This window comes from Streptomyces zhihengii (assembly GCF_016919245.1).
GTDB classification, from domain to species: domain Bacteria; phylum Actinomycetota; class Actinomycetes; order Streptomycetales; family Streptomycetaceae; genus Streptomyces; species Streptomyces zhihengii.
In genome coordinates, this window is the sequence record NZ_JAFEJA010000002.1 from 978,723 (window position 1) to 995,578 (window position 16,856).

10 protein-coding genes and 2 pseudogenes are annotated in these 16,856 nt (G+C 74.3%); 7 read left to right on the forward strand and 5 right to left on the reverse strand.

What is annotated here, in order from left to right:
* Positions 1–264 precede the first annotated feature (264 nt).
* Positions 265–2,073, reverse strand: coding sequence for a serine hydrolase domain-containing protein (locus JE024_RS32000; protein WP_205377384.1), 1,809 nt, complete (start codon positions 2,071–2,073; stop codon positions 265–267).
* A gap of 224 nt (positions 2,074–2,297) precedes the next feature.
* On the opposite strand from JE024_RS32000, the gene JE024_RS32005 reads away from it, so the two are divergent.
* The gene (locus JE024_RS32005; RefSeq protein WP_205377385.1) at positions 2,298–3,404 is read left to right on the forward strand and encodes a calcium:cation antiporter; all 1,107 of its coding nucleotides are present in this window, start codon (positions 2,298–2,300) and stop codon (positions 3,402–3,404) included.
* 155 nt (positions 3,405–3,559) lie between these two features.
* Here JE024_RS32005 and JE024_RS32010 read toward each other — a convergent pair whose 3' ends face one another.
* Entirely contained in the window at positions 3,560–5,947 is a 2,388-nt protein-coding gene (locus JE024_RS32010) for a penicillin acylase family protein (RefSeq protein ID WP_205378460.1), read from the reverse strand.
* A 183-nt stretch (positions 5,948–6,130) separates the two neighbouring features.
* Here JE024_RS32010 and JE024_RS32015 point away from each other — a divergent pair, with 183 nt between their 5' ends.
* On the forward strand, positions 6,131–7,633 hold the full coding sequence (locus tag JE024_RS32015) for an acyl-CoA synthetase (protein WP_205377386.1): 1,503 nt from the start codon (positions 6,131–6,133) through the stop codon (positions 7,631–7,633).
* 60 nt (positions 7,634–7,693) lie between these two features.
* Here JE024_RS32015 and paaK read toward each other — a convergent pair whose 3' ends face one another.
* Positions 7,694–8,992 carry a phenylacetate--CoA ligase PaaK gene (gene paaK / locus JE024_RS32020; RefSeq protein WP_205377387.1) on the reverse strand — a complete coding sequence of 433 codons (1,299 nt, stop codon included), beginning with the start codon at positions 8,990–8,992 and terminating at the stop codon, positions 7,694–7,696.
* 298 nt (positions 8,993–9,290) lie between these two features.
* On the opposite strand from paaK, the gene JE024_RS32025 reads away from it, so the two are divergent.
* The 3 genes and pseudogenes from JE024_RS32025 to JE024_RS32035 form a co-directional block, all read left to right on the forward strand.
* A complete protein-coding gene (locus JE024_RS32025; protein ID WP_205377388.1) occupies positions 9,291–9,824 on the forward strand; it encodes a VOC family protein in 534 nt (177 codons plus the stop codon).
* A 76-nt stretch (positions 9,825–9,900) separates the two neighbouring features.
* Positions 9,901–10,314: pseudogene (locus JE024_RS32030) on the forward strand (ABATE domain-containing protein); the annotation flags it as partial.
* Positions 10,315–10,758: 444 nt separating this feature from the next.
* Positions 10,759–10,953, forward strand: a pseudogene (locus JE024_RS32035) (CGNR zinc finger domain-containing protein); the annotation flags it as partial.
* Between the two features lie 28 nt (positions 10,954–10,981).
* Here the strand turns inward: JE024_RS32035 and JE024_RS32040 are convergent.
* A complete protein-coding gene (locus JE024_RS32040; protein ID WP_205377389.1) occupies positions 10,982–11,365 on the reverse strand; it encodes a hypothetical protein in 384 nt (127 codons plus the stop codon).
* Positions 11,366–11,555: 190 nt separating this feature from the next.
* On the opposite strand from JE024_RS32040, the gene JE024_RS32045 reads away from it, so the two are divergent.
* Entirely contained in the window at positions 11,556–12,056 is a 501-nt protein-coding gene (locus JE024_RS32045) for a hypothetical protein (RefSeq protein ID WP_147991239.1), read from the forward strand.
* Between the two features lie 212 nt (positions 12,057–12,268).
* A complete protein-coding gene (locus JE024_RS32050) occupies positions 12,269–14,497 on the forward strand; it encodes a glycoside hydrolase family 95 protein (RefSeq protein WP_244883601.1) in 2,229 nt (742 codons plus the stop codon).
* Here JE024_RS32050 and JE024_RS32055 read toward each other — a convergent pair.
* Positions 14,473–16,704 carry a terpene synthase family protein gene (locus tag JE024_RS32055; protein ID WP_205377391.1) on the reverse strand — a complete coding sequence of 744 codons (2,232 nt, stop codon included), beginning with the start codon at positions 16,702–16,704 and terminating at the stop codon, positions 14,473–14,475. The genes JE024_RS32050 and JE024_RS32055 overlap by 25 nt on opposite strands.
* Between the last annotated feature and the right edge of the window lie 152 nt (positions 16,705–16,856).

The window sequence follows — 16,856 nt, forward strand, 5'->3', positions numbered from 1 at the left end:
CCGAACGCCTCGTCAACGCCGGTGATCTCGAAACATTTCGAAGTGTCCGGGTGGTTCGGCTCCTCGGACAAAGGTTCTGAGCTGCTCCGATCCACCGGTGGTCGGCAGGTTGCCGCCGAAGGCCCGTCAATCGATGTGAAGTTTCACAGTGGTGTTACGAAACTCCGCCGAACATTCGATGCCAGGGGCGGGCCCATGGAAGAGGCCCCTGTGCCGCGGCGGTCGCCGCGGCACAGGGGCCGGGAGGTGCGGGAGGACGGGCCGTCAGTCGCCGGACGGCGCCCATCCGGTGGCCTGGACGCGGGCCGCGTCCGAGGGCCGCGACTCGTCGAAGAGCCGGCGGCCGGACGCGTCCTCGACGCGGAGGCCGTCCGCGTACACGCCCCGGCCGACGTAGAGCCGGTCGGTCGCGCTGCGCCAGCGCAGCGACACCGGTGCCTCGCGCCAGGGGGAGAGGTCGGCCTCCACGTCGTGCCACACGCGCCCCGACCAGCCGGTCGCCGTGCCGGCGGGGTGGGTGCGCGCGGTGCCGTCGGGTCCGGTGGCGACGAAGGGCACCGGCTGCCAGGTCGCGCCGCCGTCGGCCGAGGCCTCCAGCAGCACGGCGTCGGCGCCGGGCTCGGTGTCCCACCACAGGGAGCAGCGGAGCCGTCCGGCGCCCGGACCGAGGGGCGGCAGGGTGAGCGTGGCGGCGGTGGCGTTCGTCATGCCGGAGAACCACGCGGTGCGCCCCCGGGCGGGACGCACGGGGACCGCGCGGGCCATGTTGTCGGCCGCCGCGGCGCGCGGCGCGCTGCCGGAGCGCCAGCTCCGCACCGGGTGGACGGAGTTGCCGAGGACGATCAGGAACGAGTCCGTGGTCGGGTCGAGCACCATGCTGGTCCCGGTGAAGCCGGTGTGTCCCGCGGTGCGCGGGGTGGCCATCGCCCCCATGTACCAGTGCTGGTAGAGCTCGAAGCCGAGGCCGTGCTCGTCGCCGGGGAAGTCGGTGTTGAAGTCGGTGAACATCAGCTCGACCGATGCGGGGGCCAGGATCCGGGCGCGTCCGTAGGAGCCGCCGTTGAGCAGGGTGCGGGCGAGGACGGCCAGGTCCCAGGCGCAGGAGAACACCCCGGCGTGGCCGGCGACCCCGCCGAAGCCGTAGGCGTTCTCGTCGTGCACCTCGCCCCACACCAGTCCGCGGTCGAGGCCGGACCAGGGCAGCCGGGCGTCCTCCGTGGCGGCGATGCGCGGCTTCCACTCGGCGGGCGGGTTGAAGCGGGTGCGGTGCATCCCGAGCGGAGCGGTGATCTCGTCGTGGAGCAGGACGTCCAGCGCGCGGCCGGTGATCTTCTCCAGGACCAGTTGCAGCGAGATCAGGTTGAGGTCGGAGTAGAGGTACCGGGTGCCCGGCGCGTTCAGCGGGGCCTCGTTCCACAGGAGCCGCAGCCGCCCCTCCTGCGTCGGCTCCTTGAAGAGCGGGATCCAGGAGCGGAAGCCGGAGGTGTGCGTCAGGAGCTGCCGCACGGTGATGTCCTGTTTGCCGGCGCCCGCGAACTCGGGCAGGTACGAGGCGACGGTCGCCTCCAGCTCCAGCGTCCCCCGCTCGATCTGCTGCACGGCGAGGATCGAGGTGAACAGCTTGGAGACCGACGCCAGGTCGAAGACGGTGTCCTCGCGCATCGGGATCTGCTGGTCCTCGGGCAGCTCGACGGCGGTGTCGGTCGTCTCGTCGTAGGCGGAGTACCGCAGGGCCTTGCCGATCGCCCGGTGCAGGGCGACCGTGCCGCCGCGTCCGGCGAGCAGCACGGCTCCCGCGTACCAGGGGTGCCGCGGGGAGGGCTGGAGGAAGGCCTCGGCGTCGGTGACCAGGCGGTCGAGGTGCGGGGCGAGCAGCCCGGCCCGGGCGGGGGTGCCGCGCCGCAGGGTCGGGTGGTGCGGTCCTCCCGCGCCGGCGCCGGGGGAGGTGCCGGCCGCCGTCGCCGCGAAGGGCACGGAGGCGAGCGCGAGGGCGCCGCCCAGCGCCATGGCCCCGCGTCCCAGTCCTCGTCGGCTGATGGCCCCGCTCCCTCTGTGCGCTGCGTCCTCGGTCATCCGGAATCCTCCCTGAAAGTATCTTTCGGATCTTCGGCGACACGTGAAGCTTTCTTGCAGTGTCGGTGGACTGTCAACCATCTCGTCGAAGGTGACGCACTGTCAGGACCGGCTCGTCCGCACCCCGGCCCCGGGCGGGCGCGGCGGCACGGGGGTGGTGGGGCGTTTGGTCCGACCGGACTCTCGTCGCGCGCGCCCTGCCGGGCGCTGGCAGCCTTGCCCGCATGAGCGCGGTGAACGTCCTGTCCTTCTTGCGCCGGTGGACCGTCTGGGTGCCGTTGGCCGCGGTCGTCGCGCTGGTGCTCAGCTGGGGACGCGACCTGTCACCACTGGCCGTCGTGGTGGTCGCCCTCTGCCTGGCCGGCGCCGTGCTCGCCGCCGTCCACCACGCCGAGGTGGTCGCCTACCGGGTCGGGGAGCCGTTCGGCTCCCTGGTGCTGGCCGTGGCCGTCACCGTCATCGAGGTGGCCCTGATCGTCACCCTGATGGTGGACGGGGGCGAGAAGTCCGCCACCCTGGCCCGCGACACCGTGTTCGCCGCCGTCATGATCACCTGCAACGGGATCGTCGGACTGTCCCTGCTCGTCGCCGCGCTCCGTCACCGCGTCGCCGTCTTCAACGCCGAGGGGTCGGGGGCCGCGCTCGCCACCGTCGCCACCCTGGCCGTGATGAGCCTGGTGCTGCCCACCTTCACCACCAGCAAGCCCGGCCCCGAGTTCTCCACGGCCCAGCTCACCTTCGCCGCGATCTTCTCGCTGGGCCTCTACTCGCTGTTCGTCGCCGTCCAGACCGTGCGCCACCGCGAGTACTTCCTGTCCGTCACCCCGGACGGCGAACTCAAGGACGAGGAGGGCGACCGGGCGGAGATCCCGACCCGCGCGGCGGCGTTCGTCAGTCTCGTCCTGCTGCTCGTGGCACTCGTCGCCGTCGTCGGCGACGCCAAGGCCGTCTCGCCCACCATCGAGTCGGGGGTGGAGTCCGCCGGGATGCCCCACTCCGTCGTCGGCGTGGTGATCGCCCTGCTGGTGCTGCTGCCGGAGACCCTCGCCGCCGTGCGCGCCGCCCGCCGCGAACGGGTGCAGACCAGCCTCAACCTGGCCCTCGGCTCCGCCATGGCCAGCATCGGACTGACCATCCCCGTCATCGCCCTGGCGACGATCTGGCTGGAGGGACCGCTGGTCCTCGGCCTCGGCGCCACCCACATGGTGCTGCTCGCCCTGACCGTCGTCACCGGCGCGCTCACCATCGTGCCCGGCCGGGCGACACCGCTCCAGGGCGGTGTGCACCTGGCGATCCTCGCGGCCTTCGTCTTCCTGGCGGTGAGCCCGTAGCGCCTGATCCCGGCGGCGGGCCCGCGGTGCGCGCCCCGGCGGTGAGCCCCGCGCGGTGAGCCCAGGGACCCGCGGACCCCCGGCTCACGGCCCCCCGGCTCACGGACCCGCCGGCTCACGGACCCACGGACCCGCCGCCGTGGCGCCGCCCCGGATCAGCGGCGCTCGCGCACCCGGACCACCTCCAGCTCCGGCGAGGCGAGGATGTCCCGCTCGCAGAAGCGCGACGTCACCCAGCGCTCACCCGAGTAGAGCGCCGTCTGGTCCCGGTGGTGCGCCGAGGCGGGACTGGACGACTGCGCGTAGGAGAGCAGCGTGCGGGCCACCGGGCAGCCGCTGCCGTCCCAGCCGACCGCCTGCACATGGCTGGTGCCGTGGGCGACCTCCGCGTACCCGCCGGCCGACGGCTGCCAGGCCGCCTCGATCTTGTTCCACACGCCCAGCGACTCGGTGCCCCCGTGCACCGGGTACCGCTCACCGCCCCGCACCACGAACTGGTGGTCGCCGAGCGGCGAGTCCGGGGCGATGCCCGCCGCCCGCAGCTGTGCCACCGCACCCGTGAGCGCCGCCGCGAACTCCGGCGACGCGGTGTCCAGGGTGTGCGGGGTGGCCACCGGGTCGGCCGCCGAGAACGGCACCTTCCACAGCCGCGACGCCGGGACCGAGGCCGTCAGCGCGCGCCAGAACCGGTCGAACAGCAGCGCACCGCGGCTGCCGGTGTCCATCCGGCCGTCCCAGCCCGCCAGGGCGTCGCACGCCGCCACCGGCGCGGGCGACAGCGCCCGGCAGGCGCGGACCGTGTCCGCGAGGGCCAGATCCGCCGCCGGCACCCGGTTGGCGAACTGCTGCCGCTGGAGGTCGCGCACCGTCAGACGCCCGCGGTCCGCCATCGCCGCCACGTCCTCGACGGCGCCGCGGGTGCGCAGCGAACGGGGCGTGCCGGTGTTGCCGAAGACGCGTTCGTAGCCGGTCAGCGGGGTGTCGGCGTTCGCCAGCCAGGCGCTGTCGTTGGAGTTCTCCGCGTACGGCGCGTCCTGGAGCAGCGGCATCCGGGAGGGGCCGAGGATCCCCGGCTGCACCGCGTCCCGGTCCCGGCCGAGGGCGCAGTCGCCGCGCGCCCCGTCCAGCACCGCGACGCCCGACGACGGGTACGTCACGCGCCCCAGCGGCGTCGAGCACCGCTCGGCCAGCTCGTCCGTGATCCGGGGCAGCACCTGCGACTGGGTGAACAGCGAGCGCCCCGAGGAGTCCGCCGCGACCGTGTTCACCCACGGCAGCCCCTGCGTACGGCGCAGCCCGCGCACGATGTCACCGGTCGAGCGGGCCTTGGCGAAGGCCAGCGCCGTGTCGGTGGCGCGCAGGTTCACCGCGTTGGGGTCGTTCAGCGCGTATGCCGTCGCCGTCGTCCACGGCAGCGGCAGCGAGGCGCCGAGCGAGGTGACCACCGGGCCGTACCGCGTCCAGTACTGGGTCCGGCTGACGGGGGCGCCGTCCTTCACGGGCACCGTCACCGTCCGGCGCGTCATCCGCTCCCGCACCCCGTCGACCAGGTACACCGTCGGGTCCGCCGGGTCGAGGGCGAGCTGGTGGAGGTTGAGCGTCACACCGGTCGCCACGGTGTGGCTCCAGGCCACCCGCTCGTTGAAGCCGATGCTGACGCCGACGGTGCCGAGCAGTGAGGCCCCCGAGACGTTCAGCTCCCCGGGGATGGTCTGCTGCGACTGCCAGAAGCGCCGGCCGCCGTGCCAGGGGTAGTGCGGATTGCCGAGCAGCAAACCGCGGCCGTTCGCGGTCACCTGCCCGCCGAAGGCCACCGCGTTCGACCCCATGTCGGCGCTCCCGGCGGCGAAGAGCTGCCGCGCGGCCCGCGCCGTCGCCGCCGGATCGGGCGCCGCGGCCGGCCCCCGCGCCGCCCCCGGGGAACCGGGCGGGGCCGCGGCCGTGATGCCGTCCACCCCGCGGCCCTGACCGCCGAGTACGGACACCGCGAACCCGCGGCGGGCGACGTCCAGCGCCGTCACCGGCCGCACCCAGTCGGCGCCCCGGCAGGCCGGGTCGGTGATCCGGTTGCGGGCCAGCCAGGCGTTGTAGCCGGCCGCCCAGCCGCGCATCAGCTCCTCGGCCGCCCGGCCGGGCCCGGCCGGCGCGGGCGTGGCGAGCAGCCGCTCCACCGTCCCCGCGTCGCGCACCCCGCGGAAGTACAGATCGCTGGCGAGGTTGTCCGTCGCCGACGACAGCGACCCGTCCGGGGCACCGGCCGCCCCGAAGTGGCGCGAGCGTTCGCCGCGCACCGTGACGAAGCCGTCGGCCAGCACGCACACCTGGTCGACGGCCTGCGCCCAGCCCGTGCCGAAGCCCAGGTCCGCGTAGTCCTTCGCGACGATGTGCGGGATGCCGTACTCGGTGTAGCGGATGACGGCGGACAGCCCGCCGCCCGAGGGATGCCGCTCGCGGCCGTCGGCCGCCGCCGGGGGCGGCAGCGCCGTCGCGGCGGTCAGCAGGGCGACGGCGCCCAGGGCGAGCCGTCCGATGCGGGTCCGGATGAGCAACGAGCCTCCCGACGTGAGTGCGCAGCAGCGGAGCCCTATGCAGTCAGCCCCCGGCACCGCTGTCAACCGTCCGGTCGGTATCCGGCCCCTCGACGTGCCGTCCGGGGACCGGCCGCCCCCGTCCCGCGCCGGTCCCGCCCCTTGACGTTCCGTCACCGGGCCGCACAGGATCACGCCATGACAGGCGCTCACCACAACACGGTCGACTCCCTCGTACGCCGCAGTGCCCGGCGGAACCCGGAGCGCACCGCGGTCCGCTACGCCGACCGCACCTGGACGTACGCCGAGCTCGACACCGCCGTCTCCACCGCGGCGGCCGTCCTCGCGGACCACGGCCTCGCACCCGGCGAGCGCGTCGCCGCCTACGGCCACAACTCCGACGCCTACCTGATCGCCTTCCTCGCCTGCGCCCGCGCCGGACTCGTGCACGTCCCGGTCAACCAGAACCTCACCGGCGACGATCTCGCCTACGTGCTCTCCCAGTCGGGCTCCGCCCTGGTCCTCGCCGACCCCGCCCTCGCGTCACGGCTGCCCGACGGGACGCCGGTGCGGGCGCTGCGGGAGAGCGACGACTCCCTGCTGGCCGCGCTGTCCTCGCCCCGCCCGTTCACGCCCGACCGCGAACCGGCCTCCGAGGACCTCGTCCAGCTCCTCTACACCTCCGGCACCACCGCGCTGCCCAAGGGCGCGATGATGACCCACCGGGCCCTCGTCCACGAGTACGTCAGCGCGATGACCGCCCTCGACCTGCACGCCACCGACCGCCCCGTGCACGCGCTGCCGCTCTACCACTCGGCGCAGATGCACGTCTTCCTGCTGCCCTACCTCGCCGTCGGCGCGGAGAACACCCTGCTGGACGCGCCCGACGCCGGACAGATCTTCGACCTCGTGGAGGCCGGCCGCGCCGACAGCCTCTTCGCTCCGCCCACCGTCTGGATCGGCCTGGCCAACCACCCCGACTTCGGCGCCCGCGACCTGACCGCGCTGCGCAAGGCGTACTACGGCGCCTCGATCATGCCCGTGCCCGTCCTGGAGCGGCTGCGGACGCGGCTGCCCGGACTCGCCTTCTACAACTGCTTCGGCCAGTCCGAGATCGGCCCCCTCGCCACCGTCCTCGGCCCCGGCGAGCACGAGGGCCGGATGGACTCCTGCGGCCGGCCCGTCCTCTTCGTCGAGGCGAAGGTCGTCGACGAGGACGGCGAGGAGGTCCCCGACGGCACCCCCGGCGAGGTCGTCTACCGCTCCCCGCAGCTCTGCGAGGGCTACTGGGACAAGCCCGAGGAGACCGAGGAGGCCTTCCGCGGCGGCTGGTTCCACTCCGGCGACCTCGCCGTGCGCGACGCCCAGGGCTACTTCACCGTGGTCGACCGGGTGAAGGACGTCATCAACTCCGGGGGCGTGCTCGTCGCCTCCCGCCAGGTCGAGGACGCCCTCTACACCCACCCGGCCGTCGCCGAGACGGCCGTCGTCGGCCTCCCCGACGACCGCTGGATCGAGGCGGTGACGGCCGTGGTCGTCACCCGCGAGGAGACCACCGAGGCGGAACTGATCGCCCACGCCCGCGAACGGCTGCCCCACTTCAAGGCCCCCAAGCGGATCGTCTTCACCGACGCCCTCCCGCGCAACGCCAGCGGCAAGATCCTCAAGCGCGAGCTGCGCGACCGCTTCGCGCAGGGGTAGGGGCCCGGCGTCCGCGTCCGCACCGGGCACGCGGGCCCGGTCCGGACGCGGGCCCGGCCGTCAGGCGCCGCCCTCCCGGCGGAGGTCCACGATGCGGCGGATCTTGCCGACCGAGCGCTCCAGGGTCTCCGGGGCCACGACCTCGACGGCGGCCGAGACGCCGATGCCGTCCTTCACGGCGGCGGTGACGGCGCGGGCGGCCTCGGCACGCTGGTCGCCCGTCGCCTCCGGCCGCGCCTCCACCCGCACGGTGAGCGCGTCGAGGCGGCCCTCCCGGGTGAGCCGGAGCTGGAAGTGCGGTGCCACATGGGCGGTGCGCAGCACGATCTCCTCGATCTGGGTGGGGAAGAGGTTCACCCCGCGCAGGATGATCATGTCGTCGCTGCGTCCCGTCACCTTCTCCATCCGCCGGAACGGGCGCGCCGTGCCCGGCAGCAGCCGGGTCAGGTCCCGGGTGCGGTACCGCACGACGGGCATGGCCTCCTTGGTGAGCGAGGTGAACACCAGCTCCCCCCGCTCCCCGTCCGGCAGGACCTCGCCGGTGAACGGGTCCACGATCTCCGGGTAGAAGTGGTCCTCCCAGACATGGAGGAACCCGTCCTTGGCGTCCACGGACTCCTGGGCCACGCCGGGGCCCATCACCTCGGATAGCCCGTATATGTCGACCGCGTCGATGGCGAAGCGCTCCTCGATCTCGCGCCGCATCCCCTCCGTCCACGGCTCCGCGCCGAAGACGCCGACCTTCAGCGAGGTGCCGCGCGGATCGACGCCCTGGCGCTCGAACTCGTCGAGCAGGGTGAGCATGTACGAGGGCGTCACCATGATGATCTCGGGGCGGAAGTCCTGGATGAGCTGCACCTGCCGTGCCGTCATGCCGCCGGAGGCCGGGACGACCGTGCAGCCGAGCCGCTCGGCGCCGTAGTGGGCGCCCAGGCCGCCGGTGAACAGCCCGTACCCGTAGGCGATGTGGACGGTGTGGCCCGGGCGGGCGCCGGCGGCCCGCAGGGACCGGGCGACGACGTCGGCCCAGGTGTCCAGGTCCCGCTCGGTGTAGCCGACCACCGTCGGCCGCCCGGTGGTCCCGCTGGAGGCGTGGATGCGGCGCACCCGCGAGCGGTCGACGGCGAACATCCCGAACGGGTAGTGGTCGCGCAGATCGGTCTTGGCCGTGAACGGGAAGCGTGCGAGGTCCGCGAGCGTCCGGCAGTCCTCCGGGCGCACCCCGGCCTTGTCGAAGGCGTCGCGGTAGAAGCCGACGTTGTCGTACGCGTGCCGGAGGGTGGTGCGCAGGCGCTCCAGTTGCAGTGCTTCGAGCTCCTCGCGCCCGAGCCGCTCCGCCGCGTCCGACCAGTCCGTCATGGTGGGCCCACTCCCGTCGCAAACCGGACGACCGATCATTCGGTCGTGCTGTTCGGGATCAGTTACTCAGCCGGCGCGGGGCCGCGTCAAGGGATCGGCGGCGGCCGTCCCGCGGACCGGAACCGCTGGTACGTCCGGGGGACGTCGGGCGCTCCCCGCGCGGGCGGCGGGCCGCAACCGGGGCGGACGGGGACGAATCGCGGGAGGATGACCGGGGAAGGGAAGTTGAATCCCGCAATCAAGCGGGATCCGGTCCCGTCCCGCCTTCGCCCCGTGCGATCGAACGAAGGAGTCCGTGATGCCGCAGCCCGAGGGAGCCGCGCTGGAGGCGATCCGCGCCCGCCGCGAGGAACTGCGCAGCCGCTATCTGCACGCCCCCGCCGACCGCCCGGTCAGCTCCGCGCGCGGCGTGCACCACGTCGCGTTCATCTGCCGCGACGTCGAGGAGACCATCCGCTTCTACCAGGAGTTCCTCGGCTTCCCGCTGGTGGAGATCGTGGAGAACCGCGACTACCGGGGCTCCACCCACTTCTTCTTCGACATCGGCAACAACAACCTGCTCGGCTTCTTCGACTTCCCCGGCCACGACCACCCGCCGGCCACCGAGACCGTCGGTGGTGTCCAGCACCTCGCGCTCTCCGTGGACGTCCAGCAGTACACGGCCGCCCGCAAGGCCCTCGACGCCGCGGGCGTCGAGTACCTCGGCCCCGACCGCGGTGTGGAGGACAGCCTCTACCTCCACGACCCCAACGGGGTGCCGCTGGAGCTCTACCGGGAGCGGCTCGGCATCTTCGACGGCGAGCAGATCCTGGAGACCGCGGTCGACGACTGACCGGCCCGCGCGGAGGCCGGCCCGGCCGGGACGCACCGGTCGCCGGGGCGGCCGGCGGCGGGGATACCGTTCGGGCATGACCGCGCCCGCCCCACACGCCCTCGTCCTGGACTTCGTCCTCACCGTGCGCCACGACGGCCGCGGGGGAGTGGCCGACGACCTCGCGGACACCGCGGGCCTCGCGGTGTGGATCCGGGAGCACGCCGCCGTCCTCGGCGAGGACGCGCGCCGGGCGCCGGCGGACGAGCGGACGCTCGCCGCCGTCCGCGACCTGCGGGCGGCGGTGCGCTCCCTGTTCGCGCGGGCCGTGCTCCCCGGGCCGCCGAGCCGGGCGGACGAGGGCCGGCTGCTGCCGGCCGCCGTCGCCACGGCCCGGCTCAACGCGGCGGCCGCCGCCGTCCCCGTCGTCCCGGCCCTCCACTGGCCCGACGACGCCGACCCCGCCTCCGAACTCGTCCCCGCCACCCGCTTCGTCACGGACGCCCCTGCCCGAGCCGCGGCCACCGGCCCGGGCCCGGACGGGGGGCCGTTCCCGGGTGCCGGGTCCGCCGCGGGCGCTGCTCCCGAGGCCGCCGGCCCGGACGGGGGCCCGTTCCCGGGCCTCGGCCCCACCGCGGGCGCTGCTCCCGAGGCCGTCGGCCCGGACGGGGGCCGGTTCCCGGGCCTTGACGCTGCCGCGGGCGCTGCTCCCGAGGCCGGTGGCCCGGAGGCCGGGGGTGCTTCGCGCTCCGGGTCCGCCCCGGCGGGGGACGGCCTGCCTGTCGCGGGCGCTGCTCCCGAGGCCGGTGGCCCGGAGGCCGGGGGTGCTTCGCGCTCCGGGTCCGCCCCCGCGGGGGACGGCCTGCCTGCCGCGGGCGCTGCTCCCGAAGCCGGTGGCCCGGGCGCCGGGGGTGCCGTGCCCGGCCCGGAGGGCGGACCCTCCGCCGGCGGGGTGCTCGGGGCCGTGCTCGCGCGGGCGGCGATCGCGTTCCTGGCGGGGCCGGACCGGGTGCGGCTGCGGGCCTGCCACGCGCCGCGGTGTGTGCGGTACTTCCTGAAGGACCACCCCCGGCAGGAGTGGTGCAAGCCGGCCTGCGGCAACCGCGCCCGGGTCGCGCGCCATCACGAGCGCCGGCGGGCCGACGGCTGACGGCGGGCGGCGGCCCCCGGTGGCGGGCCTACGCCGGCGTCGGGGCGGCGTCCCGCCCGCCGCCGGCCGCCCCCGCGGTGCCGTTGATCTTCTCGATCGCCTGGCGGGCGTGTTCCCCCTGGGAACGCGCCGTCAGCGACGAGACGGAGGACGGTGCGGGCGGCGGGAGCTGCTGCGTCCGTTCCGGGCTCGCGGGCTGGGCCGGCGGGGGCGCGGAGTGGGCGCCGGAGCGCAGCCGCAGCCGGTGGCCCGCGGCCTCGTCGAGGCTCACCGGGCGCTGCATCCGGGTGGCGAGCCGCCCCGCCTCCCGGCCGAGCGCGGCCACGTCCTCCCAGGCCAGCCGGACGACGAGGCGGAGCTCGGCCTCACCGTCGGGGAGGGCCTGCAACGGAGGGCTGACACGGTCGTTCATGGACTGGTCCTCACCTTGTCGGTACCCCGTCCCCGAGGGGCGTGCTGCTCCCCGCGGACGCCTGATGTGCCCACGAGTACGGCCGTGCGACACGCCGCGTTCACCGCCGTCCCCGACGCGTCCGCCGACGCCTCCGCGCGGTGTCGGCCCCGACTCGGCCGGGTGCCTCCGGGCACGTACCATGGCGGTTATGTCGTTTCTCCGCCGCCGCAGCGCCGCCACTCCCGCGGGTCCGGACTTCGATGTCCTGGCCATGGATCCGGGCGACTGGCCCGGCAATCTCGGCGCCGGTCTGCTGCCCGCCCCCGACGGCACCTGCCAGGGCGTGTTCCTGCGCTACGACCTCTTCGGCGGCCGCGGTCCCGCGATGATCATCGGCAACCTCCCCGAGGGCTCCCCGGCCCGCGAGGTCGAGGAGGGCGAGATCCCCTTCGAGGCCGCCCAGCTCCTGCTCGCCCTGGAGAACGACGAGCCCGTCCACGTCACCGGCGTGGAGGACACCCCGGTGATGCAGGGCGACAACCTGCTGATCGTGCGCCGGGTGAAGCTCTCCGAGAGCCGGATCTCCTGCGTCCAGTTCGACCGCAGCGACAACGTCCTCGTCACCATCGCGAGCTGGGACCGGCCGATCACCGACGATCTCTACGCGCTGCTCAAGCCGCTCCCGGCGGAGCTCTTCCAGCAGGCCTGAGCCCCTGCCCCTCCGTACTGCCCGGGGTACCCCCGGGCAGTTTTCGTTTGCCTCTTGCCAAGTGAATCATCGGACCTCTAGCGTCGAGTCATGATCCCAGGGCCGCCGGTGACCTCCGCATGACGTCGACAACTGGCGCGAACGGCGCGCACGGAGAGCAGATCCTCGGGGAGCCCCTCGAAGCCGCCACCGGCGACACCTCCGATGACTTGCTGCTCTGGTACCGGCGACCCGCGGAGGACTGGGAACGCGAATCCCTCCCCGTCGGCAACGGCGCCCTCGGCGCGAGCGTGTACGGGACGCTCCGCGCCGAACGCCTCACCGTCAACGAGAAGTCGTTGTGGACCGGCGGCCCCGGCTCCGCGGAGGGCTACGACCACGGCAACGGGACCACCCCCGGCGCCCTCGCCGCAGTGCAGGGGCGGCTGGAGGGCGAGGGGACGCTCCCGCCCCCGGCCGTCGCCGCCGCCCTCGGCCGCCCCCGGCGCGGCTACGGCGCCTACCAGGTCCTCGGCGACCTCCTGATCGCCGTGCCCGGCGCGCCCGCCGTCCCCGACGCCTCGTACCGCCGCAGCCTCGACCTCGCCACCGCGCTGGCCCGCGTCGGCTACACCCATCAAGGCGCCACCTGGACAAGGGAGTTCCTCGCCTCCCACCCCGCCGGGGTGATCGCGGGCCGCTTCCACGCGGACCGGCCCGGCCGCACCGGCTTCACCCTGAGCCACACCTCCCCGCACGCCGACCGGACCGTCACCGCCGACGGCGACCGGCTCACCGTGCGCGGCCGCCTCGCCGACAACGGGCTGCGGTTCGAGGCCCAGATCCGGGTGGTCGCACAGGGCGGCACCGTGACCGCCGGGCCCGACGGCACCCTCACCGTGAGCGGCGCGGACAGCGCCCACTTCGTCCTCGCCGCCGGCACCGACTACGCCGACACCTACCCGGCGTACCGGGGGCCCGACCCCCACGCCACCGTCACCGCGACCGTCGACGCCGCCGCGGCGCTGCCCTGGGCGCGACTGCGCGCCGACCATGTGGCCGACCACGGCGCCCTGTTCGGCCGGGTGTCGCTCGACATCGGGCAGCGGCCCCCGGACCGGCCCACCGACGAACTGCTCGCCTCCTACACCGGCGGCACCGCCCCTGCCGACCGCGCCCTGGAGGCGCTCAGCTTCCAGTACGGGCGCTACCTGCTCATCGCCTCCTCACGCGCCGGCTCCCTGCCCGCCAACCTCCAGGGCGTGTGGAACGACTCCACCGCCCCGCCCTGGGCGGGGGACTACCACACCAACATCAACCTCCAGATGAACTACTGGCCCGCCGAGGTCACCGCGCTCCCCGAGACGACCGTGCCCTACGACCGTTTCGTCGAGGCCCTGCGGGCGCCCGGCCGCGTCACGGCACGCGAGATGTTCGGGGCCCCCGGCTGGGTCGTCCACAACGAGACCAACCCGTACGGCTTCACCGGCGTCCACGACTGGGCCACCGCGTTCTGGTTCCCCGAGGCCGCCGCCTGGCTCACCCAGCAGCTCTACGAGCACCACCGCTTCTCCGGCTGCACGGACTACCTGCGCGACACCGCCTACCCCGTCATGAAGGAGGCCGCCGTCTTCTGGCTGGCCGCCCTGCGCACCGATCCGCGGGACGGCACCCTGGTCGTCACCCCCGGCTACTCGCCCGAGCACGGTGACTTCACCGCCGGCCCCGCCATGTCCCAGCAGATCGTCCACGACCTGTTCACCAGCACCCTGGAGGCGTCCCGCACCCTCGGCGACGACCCCGGCTTCCGCCGCCGGCTCAAGGACGCGCTGGACCGGCTCGACCCGGGGCTGCGCATCGGATCGTGGGGCCAGCTCCAGGAGTGGAAGGAGGACCTCGACGACCCGGACGACACCCACCGGCACGTGTCCCACCTCTTCGCCCTCCACCCCGGGCGGCAGATCACTCCCGGCAGCCGCTGGGCCGAGGCCGCCGCGGTGTCCCTGACGGCGCGCGGCGACGGCGGCACCGGCTGGTCCCGGGCCTGGCGGCTCGCCTTCTGGGCCCGGCTCCACGACGGCGACCGCGCCCACGCCATGCTCCGCGGGCAACTGCGGACCTCCACCCTGCCCAACCTGTGGGACAACCACCCGCCGTTCCAGCTCGACGGGAACTTCGGCGCCACCGCGGGGATCGCCGAGATGCTGCTCCAGAGCCACCACGGAGCCGTCGAGATCCTGCCCGCCCTGCCCGCCGTCTGGCCCGGGGGCGAGGTGCGCGGACTGCGGGCGCGCGGCGGCGTCCGTGTGGACATCGCCTGGTCGGCCGGTGCGGCCCGCCGGGTCGTGCTGAGGGCGGAGCGCACCGGCACCCTGACCGTGCGCTCCACCCTCTTCGCCTCGGGGGAACGGGTGCTCGACGTGCGGGCCGGCGAGAGCTACACGCTGACCGCCGGCGGCTGAGCCGGCAGCGGCCACCGCGCGGTGGAGGTGCCGATCCCCGCGGGGGCGCCCAGCCGCCAGGGGACCGCGCCGCCGCGCAGGTCCTCCTCCCGGTAACGCCGCACGTGGCGGTGCCAGTTGAGGACGCCCGCCATCCAGTCCTCCAACTCCCGCACGTAGGTGCCGAGAGCCGACCTCACCCGGTCGTCCACCCCGAGGTCCTCGCAGAGCAGCGGCAGTTCGTGCGCCTTCACATGCAGGAACTCCCGCAGCCGCGACTCCAGCAGACCGGCCGTCATCGCGGCGGCCGTCGGATAGTCGCAGCCGAAGAAGGTCTCCACCACCAGGACCGCGTTGTGGATCTCGCCCTCGTACTCGATCTCCTTCTGGTACGAGAAGAGGTCGTTGACCAGCCAGCCGACATCCATGGCCGCGAGCTCCAGGCTCCGCAGCGGTCCGCTCCCGCGCACCCCGGGCGGCAGGGCGTCCCCCTGCCGCAGCCGGGCGAGGCTCATGGTGAGGTCGGAACCGAACGTCAGCCGCCGCATCTCGATGTAGTCCACCGGATCGGGCACCCGGTGCTGCGCCGTGTTGTGCAGCTCCCACAGCCAGCTCTCCAGCATCACGGCGACCGCCTGACGCAGCGTCTCGCGCGCCGATGCCGTCATCGGGCCCGCCGTGCGCGCCCACAGATCGGCGAGACCGCGCTCCAGCGGGGTGACCGCCCCCGCCGCGCCCGCCGCCGGGTCGTCGACCGGCATGCACGCCTTCAGCCGCTCGGTCGCCGCCCGCGCCCCGGCCAGGTCGCGCCGCCGTCCGTAGGCGATGGGGTACCAGTCGTCGCCGTACGTCCCCCAGGTGAGCCACTGGGCGCTGAGCGCCAGTTCCTCCCGGGTGGCGTCCGGGTCCAGCCCCGCCGCGCAGAGCGCGAAGTCGAAGCCGGTGAGCCGGGCCTCGTCCCAGATGTCGTTCAGCAGGCCCGTCCGGGCGGCCCATTCGACGGACCGGGCACGGGCGTCGTCCAGATGCGGGCTGAGCGACAGCGGGAACGGCAGCTCCAGGTCTGGCAGCAGCGAGGGCCCCACCGCCCGCGGCCGGTGGGTCAGGGTGCGCAGCCGTGCCTCGGCGGGGCGGCCGAGGAGCGCCCGGATGTCGAGCGCGGACGCCCCGAATCCGGTGAGCCCCGGGGCCGGCCCGCCGCCGGAGCCCCGCGGCGCCGATGACGTGCTCTCCCGAAGGCCCTCGTTCATGTAGCGGCTGGAGCGCAGATGCCACTCGTGGCCGCCGGACTGCCAGTCCTGGAGCCCCTTGGTGTACGCGGCGACCGCCGCGCTCTCGTCCGGGCCCAGCCCCTCCTCCAGGCAGAGCGCCGGCACCTCGGTCAGCGCGGTGTTCTCGAACTGCTGGACCCGCGAGGTCAGCAGGTCGTTGACCGCGTCGGCCGCCTGCTGCGTGGTGCAGCCGAGGAAGGTCTCCAGCACCAGGACACCGTTGCTGTTCTCGCCCTCCTCCTCGACCTCGCGCTGGTAGGAGAACAGGTCGTTGCGCAGGTGCACCGCGTCCGAGAAGGTGTCGCGCAGCACCCGCAGCGGCCGTGAGCCGGCCACCCGGGCGGGCACCTCCGCGCCCGCCGCGTACTCCACCAGCCCGGCCGACCACGGCGCCCCGCCGACCTTGCGCCGCATCTCGATGTACTCCACCGGATTGGCGATCCGGCCCTCGTTGATGTTGGACAGCTCCCACATCGACTCGTTGAGCAGATTCCTCGTCGCCTCGGCGAACCTGGCGCGCCAGGCGGGGGACATCGCCGGGACGGTGCGCCGCCACAGGTCCGCCAGGCCGGCCTCCACCGGGTTGACCGGGTCCGGCATCGCGGCCGTGCCGTCCATCGGCATGAAGGCGGGCAGCCGCTCCAGATAGGCCCGGCCGCCCGCCCGGTCCTGCGTCCGCTTGAAGATCTCCAGGAAGTGGTCGTCGAAGAAGAAGACCCACACGTACCAGTCGGTGACCAGGCTCAGGGCCCCGGCGTCGCAGTCGGGGTGGGTGTACCCGCACAGGAGCGCGTAGTCGTGGGCATCGAGGTCGCTCTGCTCCCAGATGCCGGACCCCTCCAGCATTCCCATCCGCCGGGCCCAGTCGGTGGTGTGCCGCCGCGCCTCCTCGGTGTGCGGATTGAGCCGTGCCGGATACGGGACGTAGAAGTCCGGCAGTACGAAGGGCTGTGCCATGTGGGATACGGGCCTTTCCCCGGTCACCGCGCGCGGCGGCGCGGACTGTGCGTGGTCGGCCCAGCACTACCCTCGCCCGGACGGACGCACGCACCCGGGCGAATAGTCATACCGGTGTGGTTCCCGGGCGAGGGGGCGGGGTGCCACCGGAC

What these genes read in the sequence shown, in the direction of transcription:
- JE024_RS32000 (WP_205377384.1), bottom strand. Translation starts at nt 2,073, where the DNA reads ATGACCGAGGACGCAGCGCACAGAGGGAGCGGGGCCATCAGCCGACGA.
- JE024_RS32005 (WP_205377385.1), top strand. Translation starts at nt 2,298, where the DNA reads ATGAGCGCGGTGAACGTCCTGTCCTTCTTGCGCCGGTGGACCGTCTGG.
- JE024_RS32015 (WP_205377386.1), top strand. Translation starts at nt 6,131, where the DNA reads ATGACAGGCGCTCACCACAACACGGTCGACTCCCTCGTACGCCGCAGT.
- paaK (WP_205377387.1), bottom strand. Translation starts at nt 8,992, where the DNA reads ATGACGGACTGGTCGGACGCGGCGGAGCGGCTCGGGCGCGAGGAGCTC.
- JE024_RS32025 (WP_205377388.1), top strand. Translation starts at nt 9,291, where the DNA reads ATGCCGCAGCCCGAGGGAGCCGCGCTGGAGGCGATCCGCGCCCGCCGC.
- JE024_RS32040 (WP_205377389.1), bottom strand. Translation starts at nt 11,365, where the DNA reads ATGAACGACCGTGTCAGCCCTCCGTTGCAGGCCCTCCCCGACGGTGAG.
- JE024_RS32045 (WP_147991239.1), top strand. Translation starts at nt 11,556, where the DNA reads ATGTCGTTTCTCCGCCGCCGCAGCGCCGCCACTCCCGCGGGTCCGGAC.
- JE024_RS32055 (WP_205377391.1), bottom strand. Translation starts at nt 16,704, where the DNA reads ATGGCACAGCCCTTCGTACTGCCGGACTTCTACGTCCCGTATCCGGCA.